Source organism: Mucilaginibacter daejeonensis (assembly GCF_020783335.1).
In the GTDB taxonomy this organism is placed as follows: domain Bacteria; phylum Bacteroidota; class Bacteroidia; order Sphingobacteriales; family Sphingobacteriaceae; genus Mucilaginibacter; species Mucilaginibacter daejeonensis.
Map to the genome: position 1 here is coordinate 3,839,905 of NZ_CP086068.1, position 25,426 is coordinate 3,865,330.

20 protein-coding genes are annotated in these 25,426 nt (G+C 49.0%); 11 read left to right on the forward strand and 9 right to left on the reverse strand.

Annotation, left to right across the window (positions count from 1 at the left end; genetic code table 11):
• The first annotated feature begins 98 nt into the window (after window positions 1–98).
• The gene (locus LLH06_RS16340; protein WP_228170366.1) at window positions 99–722 is read left to right on the forward strand and encodes a M949_RS01915 family surface polysaccharide biosynthesis protein; all 624 of its coding nucleotides are present in this window, start codon (window positions 99–101) and stop codon (window positions 720–722) included.
• 58 nt (window positions 723–780) lie between these two features.
• Here the strand turns inward: LLH06_RS16340 and trxB are convergent, their stop codons facing one another.
• Complete coding sequence (gene trxB, locus LLH06_RS16345) at window positions 781–1,746, reverse strand: thioredoxin-disulfide reductase (RefSeq protein ID WP_228173303.1); 966 nt, start codon at window positions 1,744–1,746, stop codon at window positions 781–783.
• A 304-nt stretch (window positions 1,747–2,050) separates the two neighbouring features.
• A complete protein-coding gene (locus LLH06_RS16350; RefSeq protein WP_228170367.1) occupies window positions 2,051–2,437 on the reverse strand; it encodes a helix-turn-helix domain-containing protein in 387 nt (128 codons plus the stop codon).
• 284 nt (window positions 2,438–2,721) lie between these two features.
• Between LLH06_RS16350 and LLH06_RS16355 the strand changes: the two genes are divergently transcribed.
• Window positions 2,722–2,955 (forward strand): hypothetical protein, encoded by a 234-nt coding sequence (locus tag LLH06_RS16355; protein WP_228170368.1) that lies wholly within the window; start codon window positions 2,722–2,724, stop codon window positions 2,953–2,955.
• Here the strand turns inward: LLH06_RS16355 and LLH06_RS16360 are convergent, their stop codons facing one another.
• The 4 genes from LLH06_RS16360 to rlmH form a co-directional block, all read right to left on the reverse strand.
• On the reverse strand, window positions 2,956–3,540 hold the full coding sequence (locus tag LLH06_RS16360; protein WP_228170369.1) for an LOG family protein: 585 nt from the start codon (window positions 3,538–3,540) through the stop codon (window positions 2,956–2,958).
• A 66-nt stretch (window positions 3,541–3,606) separates the two neighbouring features.
• On the reverse strand, window positions 3,607–5,130 hold the full coding sequence (locus tag LLH06_RS16365; RefSeq protein WP_228170370.1) for a carboxylesterase/lipase family protein: 1,524 nt from the start codon (window positions 5,128–5,130) through the stop codon (window positions 3,607–3,609).
• A gap of 171 nt (window positions 5,131–5,301) precedes the next feature.
• Window positions 5,302–6,771, reverse strand: a complete 1,470-nt coding sequence (gene guaB, locus LLH06_RS16370; RefSeq protein WP_228170371.1) for an IMP dehydrogenase — start codon at window positions 6,769–6,771, stop codon at window positions 5,302–5,304.
• A 163-nt stretch (window positions 6,772–6,934) separates the two neighbouring features.
• The gene (rlmH, locus tag LLH06_RS16375; protein ID WP_228170372.1) at window positions 6,935–7,408 is read right to left on the reverse strand and encodes a 23S rRNA (pseudouridine(1915)-N(3))-methyltransferase RlmH; all 474 of its coding nucleotides are present in this window, start codon (window positions 7,406–7,408) and stop codon (window positions 6,935–6,937) included.
• Window positions 7,409–7,479: 71 nt separating this feature from the next.
• Here rlmH and LLH06_RS16380 point away from each other — a divergent pair, with 71 nt between their 5' ends.
• The gene (locus LLH06_RS16380; RefSeq protein WP_228170373.1) at window positions 7,480–9,303 is read left to right on the forward strand and encodes a MutS-related protein; all 1,824 of its coding nucleotides are present in this window, start codon (window positions 7,480–7,482) and stop codon (window positions 9,301–9,303) included.
• 111 nt (window positions 9,304–9,414) lie between these two features.
• Here LLH06_RS16380 and LLH06_RS16385 read toward each other — a convergent pair whose 3' ends face one another.
• The 3 genes from LLH06_RS16385 to LLH06_RS16395 all read right to left on the reverse strand — a co-directional run bounded on the left by LLH06_RS16385 (window position 9,415) and on the right by LLH06_RS16395 (window position 16,013).
• The gene (locus LLH06_RS16385) at window positions 9,415–11,958 is read right to left on the reverse strand and encodes an outer membrane beta-barrel family protein (protein ID WP_228170374.1); all 2,544 of its coding nucleotides are present in this window, start codon (window positions 11,956–11,958) and stop codon (window positions 9,415–9,417) included.
• A gap of 420 nt (window positions 11,959–12,378) precedes the next feature.
• On the reverse strand, window positions 12,379–15,339 hold the full coding sequence (locus LLH06_RS16390; RefSeq protein ID WP_228170375.1) for a leucine--tRNA ligase: 2,961 nt from the start codon (window positions 15,337–15,339) through the stop codon (window positions 12,379–12,381).
• 251 nt (window positions 15,340–15,590) lie between these two features.
• On the reverse strand, window positions 15,591–16,013 hold the full coding sequence (locus LLH06_RS16395) for a hypothetical protein (RefSeq protein WP_228170376.1): 423 nt from the start codon (window positions 16,011–16,013) through the stop codon (window positions 15,591–15,593).
• Window positions 16,014–16,132: 119 nt separating this feature from the next.
• On the opposite strand from LLH06_RS16395, the gene dctA reads away from it, so the two are divergent.
• From dctA to LLH06_RS16435, 8 genes are all read left to right on the forward strand, one after another.
• The gene (gene dctA / locus LLH06_RS16400; RefSeq protein ID WP_317206685.1) at window positions 16,133–17,431 is read left to right on the forward strand and encodes a C4-dicarboxylate transporter DctA; all 1,299 of its coding nucleotides are present in this window, start codon (window positions 16,133–16,135) and stop codon (window positions 17,429–17,431) included.
• 156 nt (window positions 17,432–17,587) lie between these two features.
• Window positions 17,588–18,154, forward strand: coding sequence for a PPC domain-containing DNA-binding protein (locus tag LLH06_RS16405; RefSeq protein ID WP_228170377.1), 567 nt, complete (start codon window positions 17,588–17,590; stop codon window positions 18,152–18,154).
• Window positions 18,155–18,363: 209 nt separating this feature from the next.
• The gene (gene sucD, locus LLH06_RS16410; RefSeq protein WP_228170378.1) at window positions 18,364–19,245 is read left to right on the forward strand and encodes a succinate--CoA ligase subunit alpha; all 882 of its coding nucleotides are present in this window, start codon (window positions 18,364–18,366) and stop codon (window positions 19,243–19,245) included.
• Window positions 19,246–19,427: 182 nt separating this feature from the next.
• Window positions 19,428–20,492: a TPM domain-containing protein gene (locus tag LLH06_RS16415; protein ID WP_228170379.1), complete on the forward strand. Its 1,065-nt coding sequence runs from the start codon at window positions 19,428–19,430 to the stop codon at window positions 20,490–20,492.
• Between the two features lie 31 nt (window positions 20,493–20,523).
• Complete coding sequence (locus LLH06_RS16420) at window positions 20,524–21,516, forward strand: TPM domain-containing protein (protein WP_228170380.1); 993 nt, start codon at window positions 20,524–20,526, stop codon at window positions 21,514–21,516.
• 351 nt (window positions 21,517–21,867) lie between these two features.
• Window positions 21,868–23,106 (forward strand): M16 family metallopeptidase, encoded by a 1,239-nt coding sequence (locus tag LLH06_RS16425; protein ID WP_228170381.1) that lies wholly within the window; start codon window positions 21,868–21,870, stop codon window positions 23,104–23,106.
• A 5-nt stretch (window positions 23,107–23,111) separates the two neighbouring features.
• Entirely contained in the window at window positions 23,112–24,386 is a 1,275-nt protein-coding gene (locus tag LLH06_RS16430) for a M16 family metallopeptidase (RefSeq protein ID WP_228170382.1), read from the forward strand.
• A gap of 93 nt (window positions 24,387–24,479) precedes the next feature.
• Window positions 24,480–25,418, forward strand: coding sequence for an aspartyl/asparaginyl beta-hydroxylase domain-containing protein (locus LLH06_RS16435; protein ID WP_228170383.1), 939 nt, complete (start codon window positions 24,480–24,482; stop codon window positions 25,416–25,418).
• The last annotated feature ends 8 nt before the right edge of the window (window positions 25,419–25,426 follow it).

Genomic DNA, 25,426 nt, shown 5'->3' on the forward strand with positions numbered 1-25,426 from the left:
TACAGGCTTATGCATTGCAAAAAAGATGGCGGATAACCTCAATTTTAAGCACATGTGTGCCCGTTCGGTGTTATAACTCATGAACAAGAACTTTTCACATGCGACCTATCAGCTTTTTACTTCCATTAATATTGATGGCGGCCAAACCTGCCGACCAACCGATCAAGACCGTACAGGTGCCAGCATCTGCCATCCCGAAGGATATCAAGTACTCGGGCAAGATCATCAACAGCGTAAAATATACCGATGCCGGTGGAGACCATCTGGTGATCACTACCGAGACCTTAAGCGGTACTTACCTGAAAGATGACGCAGATACCCGCAAGGCCGAGATACATGCATGGAACTATGACCTCAAGCCTGGTCACCAATTATTATGGAAGGTGGCAGACCTAAGTGAGTGCCCGATAGTGGATGTGACCGCCAAGTACGTTCCGCGCACCTTTGCCGTTACCGATCTTGATCATAATGGCACTGCCGAGGTGTGGCTCATGTACAAGACCGCCTGCCGTGGTGATGTAAGCCCAAGCACCATGAAGATCGTAATGTATGAAGGTCAAAAAAAATATGCTGTACGCGGCACCAGCCGTGTAGCCCTTGGGAAGGGAGAAAGCGAGGGCGGTGCTTATACCTTAGACGCCGCCTTTAAAGCCGCGCCTGAACGGTTCAGGCAATATGCAACAAGCCTGTGGAAAAAGAATATCAACGAGGTTTGGGAATAAAACACTAAAGCCATCCTGTTGGGTATGGCTTTAGTGTTTTATAAAGATCTTACTTATATTATTGATGTGCCATCATTTCTTCGGCTTCTTTATCGGCTAAATAACGCTCGGCGTCCAGCGCGGCCATACAGCCTGTACCGGCTGCGGTCACTGCCTGGCGGTAGATGTTATCCTGCGCATCACCACAGCAGAACACGCCCTCTACGTTAGTATGGGTACTGCCTGCCTTGGTGCGGATATAGCCTGTCTCGTCCATATCGATTATACCTTTAAAAATGTCAGTGTTCGGATGGTGACCAATAGCCACAAAGAAACCGGTCACGTCCAGTATTCTTTCCTCGTTGGTTTGGTTGTTCAACACTGCAACACCAGTAACACCGGTATCGCCACCTAATATCTCCTTGGTCTCGGTGTTGTAGATCACCTCGATGTTAGGTGTGTTCAGCACGCGGGTAACCATGGCCTTTGAGGCACGGAACTCATCGCGGCGAACAAGCATATAAACTTTGCGACATAATTTAGCCAGATAGGTAGCTTCTTCGGCAGCGGTATCACCGGCACCAACGATGGCCACATCCTGACCACGGAAGAAGAAACCATCGCACACGGCACATGCGGAGACGCCAAAGCCGTTAAATTTTTGCTCTGACTCCAGGCCAAGCCATTTAGCCGAGGCACCGGTCGATATGATCACGGTATCAGCAGTGATGGTTTTTACCTCGTCGACAACTACTTTGTGTGGCAAGCTCGAAAAATCTACCGAGCTCACATATCCAAAACGGATGTCGGTACCAAAACGCTCGGCCTGCTTGCGCAGGTCATCCATCATTTCAGGGCCCATCACACCATTTGGATAGCCAGGAAAGTTCTCCACATCAGTAGTTTGGGTGAGTTGACCGCCGGCCAGCATACCCGTATATAGCACGGGTTTAAGATCGGCACGGGCAGCATATATAGCAGCGGTATAGCCTGCAGGGCCTGAGCCAATAATGAGGCATTTAACGTGTTCAGTATCTTGAGACATCGACATAATATTAAGCTTACAAAGCTACGCTTTTAACCGCTATACAACAAATGCTGTACCGTTGGCATCAGGCCATGGTCTTTTGGCAGACGAGCCGCACATCACTGCCAAAATTAATTAGTAGTTAGATCATGTAACAGTTCTTGAAAGTTTAGCGTAAACAAGTCAGGTCGCACAAGCGTTGACCAATACCGGATCTAATAGCCGTTACTATGATCATCATGACCATTATTTACTTGTGTAAACGTTATAACGTTATCGCTTGGTTCAAAAAGCAACCTGCCGCAACATCCTGACCAGGGTATTATTTACGATTGAGCAGTTCGATGATAAGCTCTTTGTCCTTAAGCTGACTCTCTAATAAGCTGATCTGCTTTTTGAGGCTTTCACGCTCATTGTAATAACCTTCAGAGGGCTCGGCCACCTGGGTCAGATGCTCGGGTAGTCTGTATGGAACGCTGCCGGAAGAATGGTCATCAAAAAAGAAAGGGATGGGCTGCTTTAACACCTGCGATATCTTGCGCAGGGTCTTGACCTTGATACTCTCGGTCGAAAGCATTTTGTAGAAGCCTGCCTCGGTCATTTCAATGTGCTTTGCCAGATCAGATAACGTAATGCCTAAGGCTTTGGCTTGTTGCCTTATATTACGCTCGATCACTCCAAAGAAATTGTCAGGTCTTTTGTCAGGCATTTCAGGTAACACTAAGTTTTTTATAGGATGATATAACACATTACACAACTTTAATTAAGCTGCATGCATTCAATTTATCAAATTACCTGAAGTTATAGATGGGATATTAAAATTTTGAAGATAACACCGGGTCAAATCACGGATTATGTGATCACAGCTCGAAATTTTTTTTCTGTAGAGTTTGACTCGACCTACCAAAGCCATTACATACCCAGATCCATGTTTAAAACCTGAAGTTGTTAGTATATATTTAACTAAACTTTATTATATCCGTATAAAACATCGTGGAAACCACCGAATATTTGATCATTTTATTGGAAGAACTCCGTATCAAACGCTCAGTATTTGACGAGCAGATCCGTGCCGTGATCGCTGCCCCTCGCGACACGGGCATCGAGAGCGCTCATCGGGAAGAGTTCATGCATTTCCTTGCGCAACGCATCATCCATATCGAACGCAAGATCAACGACCGGCTCAATGATATCAAGCTTGATCTTGACCAGATCGCTGACCGCTGATCAGGTCAGGTCACGGTCTTTGAACCATACCTCATCCGGCCGTGCCTCAAAGCCATCCAGCAAGTTCACCAATTCGATCGGGTCGGTCGAGGTAAGCACCAGTTCGCGGTTCGCCGGTTTCAGGAACTTTTGCTCCACCATCACATCCATTTGCTTGAGCAGCATATCATAAAAGCCATTCACGTTCAGGATGCCGATCGGTTTTGTATGCAGGCCCAACTGTAACCAGGTGAGCACCTCAAAAAATTCCTCCAACGTACCGAAGCCACCGGGAAGCGTCATGATCGCATCGCAAAGATCATTCATCATTTGCTTACGCTGATGCATATTCTGTACAACGTGTAACTCAGTAAGCCCGGTGTGGCCAACCTCTTTGTTCATCAGGAATTCAGGTATCACACCAATGGTCTTGCCACCTTTACTGATCACCGCATCGGCGATCATGCCCATCACCCCTACCCGGCCTCCACCGAACACTAAGGCGATGTTGCGGCTCACCATTACCTGGGCCAGTTGTTCAATGGCCTGGGCCAACAGCGGATCACCGTTGTAGTTGGCTCCGCAAAATATACATAGTGCTTTCATTGTGTTATTCAGTATCGGGTGCTAAATTAAACAAAGAATATAGTGGTTAGCACCACGAAGGATGTGTTACTTGTTATAAAAAGTATTCATTAATTGATAACGGTCATCGTGCTTAGCTTCCTCCGAACGGCTGTTCACATCGATGATCATGATCTGTTTAGGTACCCGCTCTTGAAGGCTGTACCACTTAGGCAATTTGGTTGTACTGCTTGTAGCGCTCATTATACCATTGGGGTTGCCTGTCTTGATGAAATTGACAAAATAGCTTTGCATGGTATTGGATACCTGATGATCATCGAGCGACCAGGCGTATACTTTGTTGTAACGAAGGTTACCCATAGCATACTCGATCTCGGCCGAGTGCGATGCGCCTTTTGCAGCGGGCTTACCGTCAACAGTGGCAGGCCTTGGCCTTGTATAGTAATAACGGTATACCGGTTCACCGCTGGTACGGCTATGCAGATCAGTGAACTTCCAGGTGGCGTAAGAGATGAACCGGTCAGAGGCCAGTTCGGTGGCTACCTGTTCCACATCGGCATCTGTAGCTGGCTTGTACACTTCGACCACGGCCTGTGCCTTGTCGGGATATAGTCGTTGCAGTGCTGCCTTGTAGTTCTCGATGGTCGGTTCGGCTTTGCCCAATATGGCCTGCGGTCCCCCTTCGGCCGAGTTCCAACCTGCCAGTAAGGGCACCTTCATTTGCTGGCCTGTGTTAAAGGTCTCCTGCGGCTGTTCGGTCAGGAAGTAGCCATCGATGGTCACATAAAAACGGGTGCCCTGGGCAGACCTTAACATATCTTCGGCAGGGATCTTGCGCAGGTCACTGAGCGTAGTGGCACCTACCTTTTTAGCGAAGTCAACACCTGCTTGTTCCGCTTCGGCTAAGGGTGCTGGTGCAAGGTTGCCCAATATGGCGCCACTCTCGCCTATAGCGCCGGCAAATAGGCCTTTTGATAATGGTGACACCACCTGTGCACTCACCGACATAGAACCGGCCGACTCCCCGGCGATGGTGACACGTTTAGGGTCGCCACCGAAAGCGGCTATATTCTTTTGCACCCAAAGCAATGCCGCATGCTGATCCATCAACCCATAATTGCCCGATGAGTGATGTACCGATGTCCGGGTCAGTTCGGGATGAGCCATGAAACCGAACACGCCCAAACGGTAGTTCACCGTGATGGCGATCATTCCTTTGGTGGCCATGTTTTCGCCATCGTACCGGCCTTCAGAACCATCGCCCATTTGCAGGCCGCCGCCGTAGAAGTAAACCAATACCGGCAGCTTCTTGCCCTTTGCGTTGGCGGGTGCCCATACGTTCAGGTATAAGCAATCTTCACTCTTGCCCGCGCTGCGGAAGATCATATCGGTATACAAGAAAGGCTGCATGGCTTGCGGACCAAAATGATCAGCCCTACGTACGCCTTCCCAGTTCTTGGGTTCCTTTGGTTCGGTCCAGCGCAGTTCACCTACAGGGGGTTGGGCAAATGGGATCCCCTTAAACGAATGAACGCCACTTGCTTCGGCCACACCTTCCACAATGCCGTTGGCGGTACGCACCTGAAGATCCTTGCCGCCAGTTTGTGCCATAGCCCCAAAAGCAGTCAAGGTAAGTAGAATGGAATAGAATATTTTCATAACGGTAGATCTGTATCAGTAACGCAAGATAGTGCTTATAAGCCCACCTTATAAATAAAAAAAGGTCATTGAGTTATCACCAAAAATGATAGCTCAATGACCCAGTAACTTTATACCTAAAAACTACCTGGTGTAGTTAGGTGCTTCTTTAGTGATGGTGATATCGTGCGGGTGCGACTCGCGGATACCGGCCGCCGTAATGCGTACGAAGCGGGCCTTTTGCAGGGTAGCGATATCCTTGGCACCGCAATACCCCATACTGGCTTTCAAACCGCCAACAAATTGGTAAGTGACCTCGGCCAACGTACCTTTGAAAGGCACACGACCAACGATACCTTCGGGTACCAATTTCTTGATGTCATCCTCTACGTCCTGAAAATAACGATCTTTTGAACCTGATTCCATGGCCTCGATCGAACCCATGCCACGGTATGATTTGAAACGACGGCCTTCGTAAATGATGGTCTCGCCTGGTGATTCTTCCACACCGGCAAATAACGAACCTGCCATGATCGAGCTAGCACCGGCTGCTATAGCCTTGGCGATATCGCCTGTATGCTTGATACCACCATCAGCGATCACTGGTACGCCGGTACCCTCTAAGGCCTTGGCACACTCGTAAACAGCATATAGTTGCGGTACACCCACACCAGCAATGATACGGGTCGTACAGATCGAACCCGGACCGATACCCACTTTTACCGCATCGGCACCAGCCTCGGCCAGCGCGCGGGCAGCATCGGCAGTGGCAATATTACCGGCGATCACTTGCAGATCAGGGTATTTGGCTTTAACGGCTTTCAGTTGGTTGATGACCCCTTTGGAGTGACCGTGTGCTGTATCGATCGCGATCACATCCACACCTGCTTTAACCAGGGCATCAACACGATCCATGGTATCGGCAGTTACGCCTACGGCTGCGCCTACCCTTAAGCGGCCATGCTCATCCTTACAAGCTATAGGGTAGTTCTTAAATTTTTGGATATCCTTGAAAGTGATCAGTCCGCATAAGCGGCCGTCGCCATCAACAACGGGTAGCTTCTCGATCTTTTGGTCTTGCAGTATCTCTTCGGCCTGCAGCAAGGTAGTACCTTGTGGCGCGGTGATCAGGTTCTCGCTGGTCATCACATCACGTACGGGCCTGTCCATTTGTTTTTGGAAGCGCAGATCGCGGTTGGTCACGATGCCTTTCAGTTTGTGGTCGGCATCGATCACCGGTATGCCACCGATCCTGTACTCACGCATGATCTTGAACGCGTCAGACACCAGGGCATTCTCATCCAACGTTACCGGATCCTGGATCATACCACTTTCCGAGCGTTTTACCTTGCGCACCTCATCGGCCTGGGCCTGTATGCTCATATTCTTGTGCAGCATACCTAAACCACCGGCCTGTGCAATGGCAATAGCCAGTTGCGACTCGGTAACGGTGTCCATAGCGGCAGATACGACAGGGATGTTCAGCCTGATCTTTTTGGTCAGGTAAGAGCTGGTATCAACCTCGCGCGGTAAAACTTCTGAATAAGCCGGAAGGAGAAGAACGTCATCATACGTTAGGCCTTCGGCAACAAATTTGGATGGATCGAGCTGCATGGCAAATAAATATTATTATATGTTATTTGCCGGGCAAAGGTAGCATTTTATGTGCAGATGTGCAAGCGGGCAAATGTGCAGATGAATAAATGATATGGAGATGAGGAAGATGTGCGAATGTGCAGATGGGAAATGTGTAGATGTGCAAGCGGGCTAACATCCCCTACTGATGATGATAAGGTTCGCCTTTGATGATGCTGAACGCCCGGTATAGCTGCTCTACAAAGAAAAGCCTTACCATTTGGTGCGAAAAGGTCATGCGCGACAGCGCAAGCTTGGCGTTGGCCCGCTCGTAAACCGAACTGTCAAAACCGTAGGGCCCACCGATCACGAACACAAGCGACTGTACAGAGCCGATGGCCTTTTTGTCCAGGTAGTCGGCGAACTGTACCGAGCTGAATTCCATTCCGTTCTCATCAAGCAGCACCACATGGTCATGGGGGGTGATCTTTTTCAGGATCATCTCGGCCTCTTTGGTCTTTTGCTGTTCCTGGGTAAGCGCCTTGGTGTTCTTGAGCTCCGGCAGATCAGTGATCTCGAGCCGAGTGTAGTGTTTCAGGCGCTTCACGAATTTATCTATCCCCTCGCGTATGTAGGCATCCTCGGTCTTACCAACGGTGAGCAGCACAATCTTCATGATGCAAATAAACGCAAAAACTTACTACGTGCTAAAATTGCTGTAATTTGCCGGTCACTGTATCACCAACTATGAACACCGACCTTATAGCCGACTATCAACAACGCGTTGCCGCTGCCACCCAAAAAGCTGCCGAGCAAGAAAAGCTGATCAACCAATATGCGCTGTTACGTTTACTGGTGTTCACGCTGTTCCTGATCGGTATCTATTTTTCGGTCGATGCCGGGAGTGTAGCGCTGTTCCTGACGATCACAGCAGTGCTGGCCGTGGCCTTTAATTGGCTGGTACGCCGACAAAACGTATTTGAACGCGATAAGATCTATTACGAAAGTTACCGCGCCGTTAACCAGAACGAACTGGATAACGATGCCCACCGCACCAATATTTACGACAATGGCGCCCGCTTTACCGATGACAAACATTATTATACAGCCGACCTCGACATCTATGGCAAAGGCTCATTATTCGAGCTGATCAACCGTGCGGCAACCCCGGCGGGTAACCGTACCCTGTCGCTCTGGTTAAGTGCGCCCGATAAAAAGGAGACCATCCTGATCGCACAGGAAGCCGTAAAAGAACTGGCCGGCAAAAATAACTGGCGCCTGGATATGCAGGCCCGTCTGCTGTTCGTGCTCGGGCAGGATGAGCAACAGATCCCTCGCCTGCTTTCCTATCTAAAAATGCCGGTAGCTTTTGATGATGAAAAATGGCTGCGGATCTATAGCCGGATAGTTCCGTTCCTGAGCGTAGGCCTGCTGATCGCGGCCGTGTTCTTTACAGAGGCACGTTATGCGGCTGCCGTGTTGCTGGCCATTAATGGCAGGCTGGTACTATCAAGGAACCAGATCGTGGAAAAGGCCGACCTGATAGCCGGACGCATTGGCAAAGGATTGAACAGCTACGCAGAGGTTTTTAAGGAGATAGAGAACGAGACCTTTACCTCCGTATACGGGAAACAACTGGCCGGCATGATCCACCGCGACAAAGGCAAACCCATATCGTACCAGGTGCGGGCGCTGGCGCGGCTGATCAATAACTTAAATCAGCGGCTCAATATGTTCGTGAGTATGGTGCTCAACGGGCTGTTTATCTGGAATATCAGGCAGGTGATGGCCATTGAGGATTGGAAGCGCGATAATCATCATGACATTGAGCAGGCTTTCAGCGCCATCGCTGGCTTTGAGGCAGTGATCAGCCTGGCCGCCCTGCAGATCAATAACCCTGACTGGGCCATCCCCAAGATAGCCGACGGACCAAATTATACCCTTACCGCTAAGGATATAGCGCATCCGCTAATCCGGAAAAGCACAAGGGTCGCTAACAGTTATGAACTGAATGATACGCGCAAGATCGACATCATTACAGGCTCTAACATGGCGGGCAAAAGCACCTTCTTGCGTACGCTGGGCATCAATACGGTACTGGCCCTGGCCGGCGCGCCGGTATGCGCGCAAAGCATGACGGTATCAGTAGTGCAGCTATTCAGCTATATGCGCATCAAAGACTCGCTTAACGAGAGCACATCCACCTTTAAGGCCGAGCTGGACCGTTTGCAGATGCTATTGAAAGCGGTAGAACAACAGCCTAACATCTTTTTCCTGATCGATGAGATGCTTCGGGGCACCAACTCGGTAGATAAATACCTCGGCTCAAAGGCCGTGATCGAAAAGCTCATCGGCCAGCAGGGCGTTGGCTTGGTGGCCACTCATGACCTGCAACTGGCCAAATTGGAGGACGAGCATCCCAAATATGTACGCAACTTTTACTTCGACATCCAGGTGATCAATGGCGAAATGCTGTTCGACTATAAACTCAAACCCGGAGAATGCAAGACCTTCAATGCATCGTTACTGCTGGAGAGGATAGGGATCTTTGCAAGCCCCCCCGCCCCCTGAAGGGGGAGTAAGAGATCAATAAATGCAAAAAGGCCGATGTGATCCATCGGCCTTAATTATTTAATATTTATTAGTTGTTAAAGTACTCCCCCTTCAGGGGGCGGGGATGTCTTACCTCGGACCACCGCCTTGGCCCGCACCACCGCCCATGCCACCTTGGTCGCCACCTTGCATCAGGTCATCATTTTTAACACCTTTTTTCTTTTGCTGGCCGTAGTTCAGCTTGCCAAAGTTGTAGGTGAACGATATACCGAACGAGCGCAGTGGGTAACGGATGGTTTGCTGTTGCTCGAACCCGTTGCTGCTGATCTTGGTATCCAGCTTCAGGTAGTTTTGGAACGGAGATAAAGCGTTCAGTCCTAAAGTGAATTTCTTGGCGATCAGTTCTTTTTTCACACCGAAACCGAACAGGTTGAAAGCTGGGTTCTGACCTTGTATGGTACGACGAGGTGAGTTGAACACACCGAAGAACTCTGCGGTCCAGGTCTTGGTGATGGTTGCCGAAGCACTCAGGAACGCGTTGTAGTTAAAATAGGTACCGGTCGAGCTACCTACACTAGCCTGTGAGGCATTGATAGTTGGCTTGTAGGTATAGGTGTTGATGCTACCACGAATGGTCAACGGTTTCCATGGAGTTACCGAACCAAAGAAGCTGGCACCGAACGAGTTGTTCTTACCGATGTTCTGGAACGTGGTACGGGTCACATTACGGTTCAATTCGGTATCGAATACGGTACGTGCGATACCTTCGATCAGGTTGTTGGTGTACTTGTAATAAGTAGAAACGTTGATCACCGATGAACCGATGAAGGTGTTGTAACCCAACTCAACGGTCTGCGATATCTCAGGGTTCAGATCAGGGCGGCCTTCGGTCTGGTTATCAGGGTTAGCCTTGTTGATGAACGGGTTCAGGTATTGTAAGCTCGGGCGTTGTATACGTTTGCTGTAGCTCAATTTGTAGGTCTGTGTTCCTTTAACGGTCTTTGATAAGGTCACGTTAGGTACAAAGTTGGTGTAGTTCTGCGGGAACGACTGCAAGCCTGGTTGTGCGGTGTTGCTTGGTGTACCGGTAATGTCGGTACCTTCAACACGTGCACCAGCCAATAACGAGAAGTTCTTAGGCAAACTGAACGTGAACTGTGAGTAACCAGCATAAACGTTCTGTGTGTAATCGTACTGGTTAGACAATACGCTGTTAGGCACGAACGGGTTGTTGTTCGGTCCGCTTACCACACCTGCCTGGTTGGCTACCGAGTAATCACTGTTGATGCGGCGGAAGATACCTTTACCACCAGCTTCCCATTTGATCGATTTGTTGATCGGCAACACATAGTCGGCCTGGGCGGTGTACTCATCATTGATACCGTTGTTGCTACCTAGTTGGTTAGGGAATTTGGCAAGGTCGGCAGTGTTGTTCAGGTTAAAGAAGCTGTTAGCGAAATCAGAAGTGATCTTACTGTGGCTCCATTGGCCGGCAATGGTCAGTTCCTCGCCTTCTTTCTTGAATTTGTGCGTATAATCAGCGTTCCAGTCAAAGCCACTGAAGTTAGCCTTGTTAAGTACATTGCTATTGTAATAAGCATCGTTCAACGTGTTGTTGAAGTTGTCTGACCCACCATCAATCTTGAAGTAACCACCATTCAAACGGAAAGTGGTGTTGATGCTGTTATAGTTATTGAAATCATAACCAGCGTTGATCGAACCGATCAAACCGCCACGCTTGGTATCGCTTGACGAGCTTTGGTTGATGATGGTGGTGTTAGAACCGATCACCGCCCTACGGTTCAGGTCAACCAGCGAGGTTTGTGGCCATGCAAAGTTACCACCCAGGTTACCGGTGATGCTTAAACGATTTTGTTTGTAGTTCAGGTTAGCGTTACCGTTGTTTTGGCGGGTACCTATACCACCGCTAACCGATCCGCTTAAGCCCGATACATCTTTACTTTTAGTGATGATGTTGATGATACCGCCCGAACCCTCAGCATCATATTTAGCTGATGGAGCAGTGATCACCTCGATGCTTTTGATCTGATCTGCAGGGATGGTGCGCAACACATCGGCCAAGCTGGTCGATAATGCACCTGAAGGTTTACCGTTGATCAGTACGCGTACGTTCTGATCGCCACGCAGGGCAGGTTTACCATCAAGATCCACTGATACTAATGGCACTTTACGCAATACATCGGTAGCGTTACCACCTGATACGGTGATGTCTTTTTCGGCATTGTAAACGATCTTGTCGATCTTGTTCTCGATAACCGGGACCTGGCCTTGTACGGTCACGGCGCTCAGGGTCTTGGCACTTGGTGCCACGATCACCGAACCCATGTTGTTATCAGGTTTGCTCAGGGTGGTCTCTACCGGATCTATCACCTTGGTAGGGTAACCGATGAATGTTACAGAGATCTTGTATTTGCCGGGAGCTACGTTATTTAATTTGAAGTTACCTTTTTCATCGGTAAGGGTACCGTTCAAAATGGCCTTGCCACCGCTGCGCGATATGCTTACGGTAGCATAATCCAAAGGCTTTTTAGTGATAGAATCGATAACGGTACCTGATATACGGCCGGTGATGCCACCACCCGCACTTGGCACCTGTGCCTGGGCACACATGAAAGAGCTTATTAATGCGATCAGAGTAAAAAAACGTTTCATTTATTAATGATTTGGTATTAGGATGTTGATAGCGTTGATTTGTTACAGGAATTTTAATGATTTTTTAAAGTTTGCCGTGGCAAAGCCTTGTGTAGCAAGAAAGTTGCAATAGATGCCTGATCTGGCGGTCAATGTTGTTCATGATCCAAAGATGCACCGATCCCTGATAACCCCATAGAGCTTTTGGCCGAACGGTGTTATATGACGGGCGAATGGCAGGAACAAGGGAATGAAGGTGGGGTGTGATATCTGAAATACTGTCATGCTGAACTTGTTTCAGCATCTCACAAGCTCATTGATCCGACGGATGAGAGTCGGACACCCTATCCGTGAGATGCCGATATGCATCGGCATGACGAGTTATAAATGACCTGTCATGTTTCACATACATACAACATGACAGGTCAATAGTGAAATCAATTACACCACGATATTCACGATACGGCCTTTTACCACGATCACCTTTTTAGGGGTCTTGCCGTCGAGGTATTTTTGTACATCGGCGTTGGCCAGCACGTATTCTTCCACCTCTTTTTGCTCCATGGTAAGGGCCATATTAAGGTTAAGGCGGGTCTTGCCGTTGATCGATATCGGGTAAGCGAACTCATCCTCAACCAGGTACGATGGATTGAACACCGGGTAAGTTGCATATGACAAGGTACCGGCCTCGTTACCCAGCAACGTCCACAGCTCTTCGCTGATGTGCGGTGCATAAGGTGATAAGATGATGACCAGATCCTGGAGGATAGCCTTCTTATTACATTTCAGCTCGGTCAACTCATTAACGGCGATCATAAAGCTCGACACCGAGGTATTGAACGAGAAGCGTTCGATATCCTCTTCCACCTTGCGGATGATCTTATGCAATGAGCGATACTCGGCCTTTGTCGGTTCGGCATCGGTCACATTGAGTTCCCACTGGTCATTATGGAACAAACGCCAAAACTTACGCAGGAACTTGAACACGCCTTCGATACCGTTGGTGTTCCATGGCTTGCTTTGCTCCAGTGGCCCCAGGAACATCTCGTACATACGCAGAGTATCGGCACCATAACGCTCGATCAGGTCATCCGGGTTAACCACGTTGAACTTCGATTTCGACATCTTCTCCACCTCTACATCGCAAACGTATTTGCTTTCGTGCTGAGCCTCGTCGTTGGGGTATACTACGGTACCATCTTCTAAAACAAAGATCGCTTTGTGGTTCTCAGGTCTCCACTTACGGAAGGCCACGATATCCAGAGCATCGTTATGAACGATGTTCACGTCCACGTGCAACTTGCTAAAATCCATCTCGCCTACTTCGGCACCCTCTGGCAGCAGATCCTTGTAAAATGCCGCTATCTGTTCAATGGTATCAAAATCGCCTTCTTTGTAAAGCTCATACACGCCTTTTGATACGTATACCTCAGGCTTGGCAAAGTTCTCGTCGATGTTCAGCAGCAACGGATTCAGGCGGTAAGTAAAGCTTGAACGCCCCTGGATCATGCCCTGATTGATGAGCTTTTTGAAAGGCTCCTCCTCCACCGCGATGCCGATATCTTTCAGGAACTTGTTCCAGAAACGGCTATATAACAAGTGCCCGGTAGCATGTTCAGAACCACCGATATACAGGTCAACATCTTTCCAGTATTGAATGGCTTCGTTTGAGGCCAGCGCCTGATCGTTCTGCGCGTCCATGTAACGGTACCAGTACCAGCTGCTGCCGGCCCAACCTGGCATAGTGCTCAGCTCATATTCGTATTCTGAGCGGTATTTCCAACCTTCGGCACGGCCTAATGGTGGCTCTCCGCTTTCGGTAGGTAAGTATTTATCGATCTCAGGTAAAATGAGTGGTAGCTCGTTCTCGCTGATCAGGTAAGGCAGACCATCTTTGAAGTATACCGGCACAGGTTCGCCCCAATAACGCTGACGACCAAAAATGGCGTCACGCATACGGAAGTTCACCTTGGCCTTACCAGCGCCCAGTTCTTCCAGCTTAGCGATGATGGTCGCCGTGGCTTCTTTATAACCCAAGCCGTTCACCAGGTCAGAGTTGATGTACTTGCCTTCTTTGGTCGGGTCGGCCTCTTTCTCGGTATTCTGAGTATTGAGGATCGGGATGATCGGCAGGTCAAAATGTTTAGCGAACAGGTAATCGCGCTGATCACCTGATGGTACCGCCATTACGGCACCGGTACCATAACCGGCCAATACGTAATCGGCTATCCACAGTGGTATGCGTTCACCGTTCAACGGGTTCAGCACATAGCTACCTGTGAAAGCGCCCGATACGGTCTTGGTGTCGGCCATGCGATCCAATTCCGATCTCTTTTTCGTTTGCACGATGTAGGCCTCAACCGCCTCTTTCTGTTCAGGCGTGGTCAGCTGAGCCACTAATTCATGCTCCGGTGCCAACACCACAAAGGTCACACCATATATGGTATCTACACGGGTGGTGAATACCTCAATGAAGTTGTCGGTTGCGGGTTGTGAGTTGCCAGACCCCTCTTTTCCGGCAACAGCCAACGGGAATCTTACGCTAGCGCCCACGCTTTTGCCGATCCAGTTGCGCTGCATCTCTTTAAGCGGGTCGGGCCAGTCAATATGATCGAGGCCTTGCAGCAAACGCTCGGCATAGGCCGTGATGCGCATGCTCCACTGCATCATTTTCTTTTGTACCACAGGGTAGCCTCCACGCTCCGAGAAGCCGTCCTTCACCTCATCGTTGGCCAGTACCGTACCCAATGCCGGGCACCAGTTCACGGTGCTTTCGCGCAGGTAGGTCAGGCGGTATTTTAACAGTTCGGTCTGCTGATCATCATGAGACATCGCATTCCATTCGTCAGCCGTAAAGGTCAGTATGTCCTCATCGGTCACCGCATTGATACCGGCCGAACCCTTGGCAGCAAAATGAGCCACCAGTTCATCTATCGATACTGCTTTCTCGATGGCCTTATTATACCACGAGTTGAACAATTGCATAAAGATCCACTGCGTCCACTTGTAGTAATCAGGCGAACTGGTACGTACCTCTCGGCTCCAGTCGAATGAGAAACCCAGCTGATCCAGCTGGCGGCGGTAGGTGGCGATATTGTCCTCGGTGGTCACGGCAGGGTGCTGGCCGGTCTGGATAGCATATTGCTCAGCCGGCAGGCCGAACGAATCATACCCCATTGGGTGCAATACGTTGAAACCCTTTAACCGCTTATACCGCGAAAAGATATCAGAAGCGATGTAACCCAGCGGATGGCCCACATGCAAGCCCGCGCCCGATGGGTAAGGGAACATGTCGAGAACATAGTACTTAGGTTTGTCGGAGTGATTACTGGCTTTGAAGGTCTGGTTGTTGGCCCAGAACTGCTGCCACTTCTTTTCAATATCTTTGAACTGATAATCCATTATAATATAAGCGAGTTATAGAGAAAAACTTATCCCGCGAAACTACAAAAAAGCGGCTACTTTTTAACGCTATGGGCAAATTCGGTGTTTAAGGCAAGGCTCAAAACCAGCTTTTGAGTCCTTTCTCCGGATAATATTTGGTAAAGATCTGGCTTTAAGTGATACTAAAAAAGGCCCACGATATGCGGACCTTTTGTTTTAGAAACACCCGGCAAATGCCAGGCGTATGTTCATATGTCTTTCCTATACGACTATCGATAGAAATAATATTTTGTTACTGAGTACGGCTGGCCGGCCACCTTTGCCGCACCTACGCTATAATCAAATGTATTAAAGTTAAGGTTGATCACGGTACCATTGTAAGTTCCGGTGGCATCCTTGATAGTGAAAGCGGTGTTGCTGGTCACATTGTAAGTACCCGAATTGAATTTTTCCCCTTTTACCGTAGTGTAAGCATAGGTACCGTCCTCTTTGAATTCAACGCGGTATATGCCGGCCCCTGTTCGTGCTGAATCGATAGGCTTGTTATCCGCACCATAATTCACCTTCCAGGCATAACGGAAGATCCAGCTGTCTGACATTTGCTTTTTCAGGTTGTCGGGCGTTTGCTGCTCATCCTTACACGAGCATAACATGAACAGGGCGATGAACAGTAAGTAAAAGTTATTTTTCATTGTAGCGCTTCTTAATAGGGTAAAAATAAGGATTTTTCACTTATAAACACTGATAAAAGCAACTTGTGAGCAGCAGTGATACTTATTTGCCTTAGATCGCAACAATTATGTATCACGATATGGGCCAACAGGATCTTTATCGTATCATTGTTATTGATCGTGAACCTAAATATCTCATGAAGCGTTTTTTCTCTAATCTTACCGTACAGGTGATCACCGCTATTTTGATCGGTGTGGTGGTAGGCCTTTACTTCCCTGGCTTTGCGCCCTGGGCCCAGCGGATCAGCAAAATGTTCATCGGGCTGATCAGTATGCTTATTGCCCCTATCATCTTTTTCACGATCGTGCTGGGCATTGCCGGCATGGAAAGCCTAAAAAAGGTAGGCCGTGTGGGCGGTAAGGCATTACTCTATTTTGAAGTAGTGACCACCTTTGCGCTGATCATTGGTGTTACGGTGGCCAACGTGATCGGCCCCGGCCGTGGCATCAATATACCTATACCTGCCGAAACTGAAAAGGTGGCCCAATATCAACAGCAGGCCAGCGAAATGAACATAGGCGACTATGTGAGCCACATCATCCCTACCAACTTTGTGGAGGCATTTGCCAAAGGCGATATCCTGCAGGTGCTGGTGATCGCCGTGTTATTCGGCTTCGCCATGAGCCATTTGGGGGAGACCGGCAAGGCACTGATCCCTACTTTTGAGCGATTGTCAAAAGTATTTTTTGGCATATTAAAAATGGTGATGAAACTGGCACCTCTGGGTGCGTTCGGTGGTATCGCTTACACAGTGAGCACCCATGGCGTCAAAACACTTAAGCCACTGGCGGTGCTGATGGGTAGCGTGTATGTAACGATGGCGCTCTTTATCTTCATCGTATTGAACCTGATCTGTTACCTGTGCAAAGTAAGTTTGTTCAAGTACCTTAAACACATCAGGCAGGAATTGCTGATCGTGTTCGGCACCTCATCGTCGGAGTCGGCTTTACCGGGCATGATGGATAAGTTAGAAAAACTGGGTTGTGCACGCTCGGTAGTGGGCCTTGTTATCCCAACAGGCTACTCCTTCAACCTTGATGGTACCACCATTTACCTGAGCATGGCCACCATATTTTTGGCGCAGGTATTTAACGTGGATCTATCGCTCGGGCAAGAGCTTAGTATCATAGGCCTGCTCATGCTCACCTCTAAAGGAGCGGCGGGCGTGACAGGTAGTGGCTTCATCGTATTGACCTCTACTCTGGCAGCGATCAAGATCATACCGGTAGAAGGCGTTGCCTTACTGCTGGGTGTGGATCGTTTCATGTCGGAGGCGCGGGCCATCACCAACGTGATCGGCAACGGCGTGGCCACCATTGCGGTGTCAGTAAATGAGAACGCATTTGACAGGGCTAAATATGAAGAGGTGACGGCGTAACGAACAGCCCCTCCCAAACCCTCCCCGGGAGGGAGGACTTCAGAGTCTCCCCTCCCGGGGGAGATACAGAGGGGGCTCCTTCCTGGGGAGGGTTTGGGTAGCGCTACTTCTAAACTATTACCCATCTGCTCGGTTGTGTTGTAAACAACTACCGCAATGAGATCAAATATTATTAAAGCTTCGCTGGCCGTATTCGCACTTGGCCTTTTCTGGATGGGCAAGGCTTCGGCACAGGAATACGTATCACCTACCAAAGCCGCGCAGACCGGCCGCTCACCTGGCGTTAAGGTCAAACTCTTGAGTAAAAATGGCAACGTGAGCACCTACGTGCTGGTGTTTGCCAAGAACGACGAGATTATATCGGGCCTTACCGAATTTGCCCAAAAGTATAATGTTACCTCCGCACATTTTAAAGGATTAGGCGATGCTATGCGCGCCAAAGTGGGCTGGTATGAAAAGAGCAACAAGCAGTTCAAAGTGATACCGATCGATCAGCCGGCCGAGATCACCTCGCTCATCGGCAACATCACCATGAACAACGGCAAGCCGGTGGTACATGCCCACATTAACCTGGCCGATAGCAATGGCATGGTCCATGGTGGTCACCTGCTGGAGGCGTTCATCTTCCCAACTTTGGAAGTGTTCGTGACGGTAGAACCTACCACCATGTATAAAAAGATGTATGAAGAGGCCGGCGCCTTTGTGATCGATGCTGATAAGTGATATTTGAACAGGAATTTTAGGAATTAGTAAAATGAGCCGGATCACTGTTGTGGACGATCAACTGAGCGACCTGGCATTATGCCAATTCTTTATTTAAATAAATTCCGGTTCAGACAAATGATCACCATTTTCGCATTTTTTTATTCTTGCCTCCACTTTCTTGCCTCTTATCTCTTTTTTTATAGCTTTGCCGTACTAAAATCAAAACCATGAGTGTTCTCGTAAATAAAGATTCAAAAGTCATTGTTCAGGGTTTTACCGGTAACGAAGGTACTTATCATGCCGAGCAAATGATAGCGTACGGTACCCAGGTAGTAGGTGGTGTAACGCCAGGTAAAGGCGGCCAAACTCACCTTGACCGTCCGGTATTCAACACCGTTAAAGATGCGGTAGAGAAAGCTGGAGCCGACGTTTCGATCATCTTCGTGCCACCTGCATTTGCGGCCGACGCTATTATGGAAGCTGCCGAAGCAGGCATCAAAGTTATTATATGCATCACCGAAGGTATCCCGACCAAGGATATGATCCAGGTGAAAGAATATTTAAAAGACAAGTCGTCACGCCTGATCGGCCCTAACTGCCCTGGTGTGATCACTGCCGATGAGGCCAAGATCGGTATCATGCCGGGCTTCATCTTCAAAAAAGGTAACGTAGGTGTGGTATCAAAATCAGGTACCTTAACTTATGAGGCCGTTGATCAGGTGGTTAAAGCTGGCTTAGGTATCACTACTGCTATCGGTATCGGTGGCGACCCGATCATTGGCACCCCTACCAAAGAGGCTGTTGAATTACTGATGAACGACCCTGAAACTCATGGCATCATCATGATCGGCGAGATCGGTGGTGGTATGGAAGCTGAGGCTGCCCGTTGGATCAAAGAACATGGTACTAAACCTGTAGTAGGTTTCATTGCTGGTCAAACTGCGCCTCCGGGCCGCCGTATGGGCCACGCCGGCGCGATCGTTGGCGGTGCTGATGATACTGCTGCGGCTAAAATGAAGATCATGGAAGAGTGCGGTATCCGCGTGGTGGTATCACCAGCCGAGATCGGTGCTGCCATGGCCGAAGAACTGGCTAAGATCCAGAAATAAGACATCAGAAGTAACACTTCAAGATAAACAGAGATCCCGGTCAGTTTGGCCGGGATCTTTTATTTTATACCTATGCACTGAACACCGGTGAATAAAGTGGTTCAATGAGATTATCTTTTTTAGGAAAGATCAGCGTTTTTGACTTAACTTGCTTAACAAAACAAAGATCAGGACCTTATTACATGAAAAAGCTTACCCTACTCGTATGCTTGATCCTGTCGTTCGCGCTGACCAATAGCGACGCCAAGATCCCCAAGCCTCAACCCAACACCTACGTTAACGACTTTGCCGGCATCTTGAAGCCTGCACAAATCGCCTCATTGAACGAAAAGATCCACCGTATCGAACGACTATCGACCGTGCAGATCGCGCTGGTGCTGGTGAACAAGATACCCGACGAGTACGACATTGAAGATTATACCCTGCTGTTAGCCCGCAAATGGCATGTGGGCAAAAACAAGAACGGCTTTGTATACGTGGCAGCCATAGACCAGCGTAAGCAACGGATCGAGGTTGGCCGCGAACTGAACAGCAAGCTCACCAACGCACAGTGCAAGGTCCTGCTCAGCAACATTAAACCTTATTTTAAAGATAAAAATTACGACGGCGGACTACAGAACCTGGTGCGCGAATTAGGCGAAAACCTGGTCCCTGCCACATCAACGACCACTGAACCGGCAGCTGCCGCAAAAACCACGCAGACCGCTACCGCCATTACTCAGCAAAAAGCTAAAAAGGACGACGGCAATAATACTGGCATGATCATCGGGTTAGGTGTTATCATATTGGTGATCTGGATCATAGCCAGGATCGTGCGCCCACGCAAGCCTGTTTACGCGCAGCCACAGCCTGGATACGGCGGCGGCAGCTACAACAATGGTTACGCTCCGCAGGGTGGTATCAACATCAATAATTATGGAGGTGGCGGCGGGTCAGGCATAGGCAGCGGTGTTGGCGGCTTTGTGGCCGGCGCAGCTACAGGCTATGCGGTACGTTCGCTGCAAGATCGCCTTGACGACGATGACCGCCATGACCACCATGACCATTACGTGAACGATAATGACGATGATGAGGACGAGGTAGAGGAAGAAGAGACCGACAACTCACGCGATGACGACCCATCTGACTACGGCAACTGGGGCGACGGCAGCAATTCTGATACAGACGAGGATGAAGAAGAGGACGACAACTCCTCATCATCAGACAGCGGCTACGACGGCGACCGCGGCGCCACTTCTGATTGGTAGACCATTGATGCTTTTCAACTGATCAAAAAAGATGAAGAAGCTTCTATTACTAGTAGCACTGCTCATCGGCACTACATGCTTTGCAAAATTGCCGTTGCCTCAAAAGAACACCTATGTTAATGACCTTGCACATTTGCTCACCAAAAAGCAGGTCAGGTTCATTAACGAGCGGATACGTGCGCTCGAGAACAAAACCTCTGCACAACTGGCCGTGGTGCTGATCAACCGTTTACCGGCCGAGTATACGATAGAGGACTATGCTACCGCTATAGGCCGGAAATGGAAAGTAGGCAACAACGGAAAGGGGTTGGTGTATGTTTTGTCTGTTAAAGACAGGAAGCAACGGCTTGAAGTTGCCGACGGTATGCTTAAATACATTCCTGATAATGAAGCAGCAGAAATATTAAGCTGGACCAAGATCGATCTAAAACATGAGTTGTATTTTGATGCGGTAAAGACGCTGATCACCCAGGTCGACGGCACTATCGCCTCATATAAAGCTGATATTGCTGCAAAAGAGGCTGACGCGATCAGGGAAAAGATAGAACAGGACTCGATCGCTAAAGCGGAGGTGCTGGAAAAAGTCGAAAGAGAGAAAGATGCGGACACTACGTTCAGCTTCATTTTATGGGGACTTGGTATATGGTTATTCTTTTTGCCCGCTCTACATCTATTGATGTGTATCATCAGCTTCATCCATGATCTCTTTTTCCCCGGAAAGCATAAAGAAGGGTCGGTAAGCGAATCCTATTTACAGTATCGGGGTGACGGCTATAGCCCGATGGGTGCCCGCGCTGCTGCCAGCTACACCACTATCCGCCGGGTGATCCATAAGACCGTCCGCCGCCCAACGCATACCGAAGATACTCATGAACGACCACCAGAGCGACCGGCACCGAAGCATATCGAGATCATTGAAGAGGTTGAGGACGAAAAAAGATACGGTAACTGGGGTAGCGGTAACAAAAGCAGTTCGTCAGGCAACAGCGGCTTCAACGGTGGAGGCGCCACCTCTGATTGGTAGGCATAGTTGACCCATAAAAGCATTGCGGAAAAGTCGACCCAAACCATCGTTACAAGTGTTACATGGATGTAACAAAATTCCCCAAATTTCCCCATTTTTTAGATTTGCGAAAATTGTAAAAACCCAACTTTTTCAAGAAAAAGCTGCATTTTTCTGAAATGTAACACCATTTGTAACACTTGAACACCCAAATGTAACACCTGATGTAACACTTCGAGGTGGCTGTATCAGCGCTCCAGGTTGTATGATGGGAAGTTATTGCAAATTTGATAATTGCATTTGTCTTACCATCTGGTACATCAAAAAGTCTACCTTTGGCACTTTGTCAATTAAGATCGTCCTGAAATATACATGGTTAAATTCGACCGTTTTACACTAAGCAACGGCCTGCGGGTAGTTGTTCACGAAGATAATACTACGCCAATGGCGGTGGTCAACATATTGTATGATGTTGGCGCACGCGATGAGGACCCTGACCAGACCGGCTTTGCACACTTGTTCGAGCATTTGATGTTTGGCGGGTCCATCAACATCCCTACTTATGATGAGCCTTTACAGCGCGTAGGTGGCGAGAACAATGCCTTCACCAGCAACGATATCACCAACTACTACATCACCCTGCCTGCCGTGAACCTCGAGACCGCTTTTTGGCTCGAGAGTGACCGCATGCTGAGCCTGGCCTTTAGCGAGAAAAGCCTGGAGGTACAGCGTAATGTGGTGATGGAAGAGTTCAAGCAGCGTTACCTCAATCAGCCTTATGGCGATGTTTGGCTGCGTTTACGTCCGCTGGTGTATAAAAAGCACCCTTACCAATGGGCAACCATCGGCAAAAATCTCGAACACATCGAGCATGCAAAGATCGAGGATGTAAAAGCGTTCTTCAAAAAGCACTACAACCCGCAGAACGCTATCATGGTGGTAGGCGGTGCCGTGACCACCGAGCAGGTAAAACAACTGGCCGAAAAGTGGTTCGCCCCTATCCCTGCCGGCGAAAAATATCAACGTGATCTGCCGCAAGAACCTGACCAGCACGAAGAGCGCCGCGAAACGGTGACCGCCAAGGTGCCGCTTAACAGCATCTACATTGCGTTCCAGGTGCCTGCCCGTACCGACAATGATCATTACGCACTTGACCTCACGTCAGACATCCTATCACGCGGACAATCATCACGTTTATACCGCTCGTTGGTACGTGATCAGCAATTGTTCAGCGAGATACATGCGTACCTGACCGGCAGTTTTGATAAAGGCATGCTGGTGGTTGAAGGTAAACCATTGGAGAACGTCAGTATAGAGGAAGCCGAGGCGGCCATTTGGAAGGAACTGGAGACCATCAGTTCGACCCCGGTAAGCGATGAGGAACTGACCAAGGTGAAGAACAAGACCGAGAGCACCATGGTGTTCGCCGAGATGGCCCTGCTTGACAAGGCCATGAACCTGGCCTATTTTGAATTGTTGGGCGATGCCGACCAGTTCAACCATGAAACGGAACGCTACCTGGCCGTAACTGCACAACAGATACAGCAACAGTGTGCAGCCACCTTCCGCAAAGAGAATTCATCGACCCTGATCTACCTGGCCGAAAAATAATGACCATGCTCAACAGAACACAAGCTCCTGACTTCAAGGCTGTGGATCACATCCATCTGATCAAGCCTCAACATACTACCCTGCCTAACGGTTGTCCGGTTTACATATTCAACAGCGGCGACCAGGAACTGGTACGCATTGAGTGGATATTTGGCAACCTGCGTTTCGACCCAAGTAAGCCATTGCTTAATATGGCGGTGAACACCATGCTTACCGAGGGTACTTCTACGCGCACATCGGCCCAGATCGCCGATACCATTGACTATTATGGTGCCTTCCTGCAAGCAGAATATGGCTACGACCGTTCGGCATTGACCCTATACTCGCTGAACCGGCAGTTGGCCAATACCCTGCCGGTGATCGTTGATATATTGACCGACAGCCAGTTCCCCGAAAAGGAGCTGCAGACCTTTGTGCGCAACCAGCAGCAAAAGCTGCAGGTAAGCCTGCAAAAGAATGATGTGCTGGCTCGTCGCGCTTTCAATAAGGCCTTGTATGGCGATACCATATATGGCCAGTCTGCCGATCCGATCGACTACCAACAGCTTCAGCGCGCTGACATGCTCGCTCATTTCAAGCAAATGTATCAGCCCGGCAACTGCACGCTGGTCATCTCCGGTAAGGTGGAAGACGACATTCTGGAGCAGATCACTTCAGCATTTGCACAATGGACCAATGGGCCCGAAGCTGCTGATACCAGCCAACCACCTTTGGTACCACAGCCTGAAAAGTTCTATTTCACCGAAAAGCCTGAGGCCTTGCAGTCGGCCATACGCATGGGCCTGCCCATCGTGAACCGCACTCACCCAGATTTCCCGGCTTTGCAGGTACTCAATACTGTATTGGGTGGCTATTTTGGTTCGAGGCTGATGGCTAACATTAGGGAAGACAAAGGCTATACATATGGCATCGGTTCGGGCATATCCTCACTGAGCCATGGAGCGGCGTTCTTCATTGCCACCGAGGTAGGTGCCGATGTTTGCCGTGATGCCGTATCGGAGATAGAGAAAGAGGTGACCCTTTTACAGACCGAGCTGATCAGCGAAGAGGAACTATCCTTAGTACGTAACTATATGCTTGGCTCACTCTTAGGTAGTTTAGAGAACGTTTTCTCCCATGCCGATAAGTTCAAGAATATCCATTTTGCCGGCCTTGGTTACGATTACTACGACCGCTACACCGATGTGGTAAGGACCATTACTGCTGAGGAGTTACAACAACTGGCTCAAAAATATTGGAACCTGAATGACCTGTACCGCGTGATCGTGGGCAAGTATTAATGCCGATTATCTGCGCTCTGTCAATTTAATACAGGTCTATTGACAGATAGTTGAGCATCAGATAAATTTGGTGCTCAACTATTTATCATTCCAATGCATCTCCTGATCGCCAACCTGTTCACGTTCAAATTCTTTGTGCTTTTTTCGCTCATAGCGGCAACTATGATCGTACATTACCGGGGTAAGGTACGTTACAAGTTCCTACGCCAGCTGGGCGATCACTCTACCTTCATGGCGCCGATCAACGTACCTATGTATGCCTTGTCGGGGGTGGAGAACAAACCTTACATCAGCAGCTCTTACTTCCCGCAGCTGCAATTACTCAAAGAGAATTGGGAGACCATTCGGGATGAGGCCATCTTGCTTGAAAAAAGCGAACTGATCAAAGGTTCGGACCAATACAACGATGCCGGGTTCAACTCATTTTTCAGGCGTGGCTGGAAACGTTTCTATTTAAAGTGGTATGGCGATTTTCACCCATCGGCTAAAAAGTACTGCCCCAAAACGGTCGAACTACTCAAGAACACGCCTAACATCAAGGCGGCCATGTTCGCGGTACTACCTGCGGGCAGCCAGTTGATGGAGCACCGTGACCCTTACGCCGGATCGTTACGATATCATTTAGGACTTATCACCCCCAACTCTGACCAATGCCACATTGTGGTGGATGGCCAAAGTTATGCCTGGAAAGATGGCGATGACGTACTGTTCGATGAGACCTATATTCATCATGCTGAGAATAAGACGGATAAGGATCGCCTCATCCTTTTTTGCGATGTGGAGCGCCCGGTAAAGACCTGGTTCGGACGTGCATGGAACAGCTTTTTCGGCTGGTTCGTGATGGCGTCGGCCGCATCGCCAAACATGGGCGAGGATAAGACCGGTAACATCAACAAAGCATTCCGGTACGTATATTCGATCAGGTTGGTAGGTAAACGCCTTAAAGCTTATAACGAGCGGCTGTACTATGCCGTTAAATATGCGCTGATGTTGCTGATCCTGTATGCTTTATTCCTGAGACACCTGATCTAACATTAGCT

Coding starts and splice junctions, on each gene's coding strand:
- LLH06_RS16340 (WP_228170366.1), top strand. CDS start 99: ATGCGACCTATCAGCTTTTTACTTCCATTAATATTGATGGCGGCCAAA.
- trxB (WP_228173303.1), bottom strand. CDS start 1,746: ATGTCTCAAGATACTGAACACGTTAAATGCCTCATTATTGGCTCAGGC.
- LLH06_RS16350 (WP_228170367.1), bottom strand. CDS start 2,437: ATGCCTGACAAAAGACCTGACAATTTCTTTGGAGTGATCGAGCGTAAT.
- LLH06_RS16360 (WP_228170369.1), bottom strand. CDS start 3,540: ATGAAAGCACTATGTATATTTTGCGGAGCCAACTACAACGGTGATCCG.
- LLH06_RS16365 (WP_228170370.1), bottom strand. CDS start 5,130: ATGGCACAAACTGGCGGCAAGGATCTTCAGGTGCGTACCGCCAACGGC.
- guaB (WP_228170371.1), bottom strand. CDS start 6,771: ATGCAGCTCGATCCATCCAAATTTGTTGCCGAAGGCCTAACGTATGAT.
- rlmH (WP_228170372.1), bottom strand. CDS start 7,408: ATGAAGATTGTGCTGCTCACCGTTGGTAAGACCGAGGATGCCTACATA.
- LLH06_RS16380 (WP_228170373.1), top strand. CDS start 7,480: ATGAACACCGACCTTATAGCCGACTATCAACAACGCGTTGCCGCTGCC.
- LLH06_RS16385 (WP_228170374.1), bottom strand. CDS start 11,958: ATGAAACGTTTTTTTACTCTGATCGCATTAATAAGCTCTTTCATGTGT.
- LLH06_RS16390 (WP_228170375.1), bottom strand. CDS start 15,339: ATGGATTATCAGTTCAAAGATATTGAAAAGAAGTGGCAGCAGTTCTGG.
- LLH06_RS16395 (WP_228170376.1), bottom strand. CDS start 16,013: ATGAAAAATAACTTTTACTTACTGTTCATCGCCCTGTTCATGTTATGC.
- dctA (WP_317206685.1), top strand. CDS start 16,133: ATGGGCCAACAGGATCTTTATCGTATCATTGTTATTGATCGTGAACCT.
- LLH06_RS16405 (WP_228170377.1), top strand. CDS start 17,588: ATGAGATCAAATATTATTAAAGCTTCGCTGGCCGTATTCGCACTTGGC.
- sucD (WP_228170378.1), top strand. CDS start 18,364: ATGAGTGTTCTCGTAAATAAAGATTCAAAAGTCATTGTTCAGGGTTTT.
- LLH06_RS16415 (WP_228170379.1), top strand. CDS start 19,428: ATGAAAAAGCTTACCCTACTCGTATGCTTGATCCTGTCGTTCGCGCTG.
- LLH06_RS16420 (WP_228170380.1), top strand. CDS start 20,524: ATGAAGAAGCTTCTATTACTAGTAGCACTGCTCATCGGCACTACATGC.
- LLH06_RS16425 (WP_228170381.1), top strand. CDS start 21,868: ATGGTTAAATTCGACCGTTTTACACTAAGCAACGGCCTGCGGGTAGTT.
- LLH06_RS16430 (WP_228170382.1), top strand. CDS start 23,112: ATGCTCAACAGAACACAAGCTCCTGACTTCAAGGCTGTGGATCACATC.
- LLH06_RS16435 (WP_228170383.1), top strand. CDS start 24,480: ATGCATCTCCTGATCGCCAACCTGTTCACGTTCAAATTCTTTGTGCTT.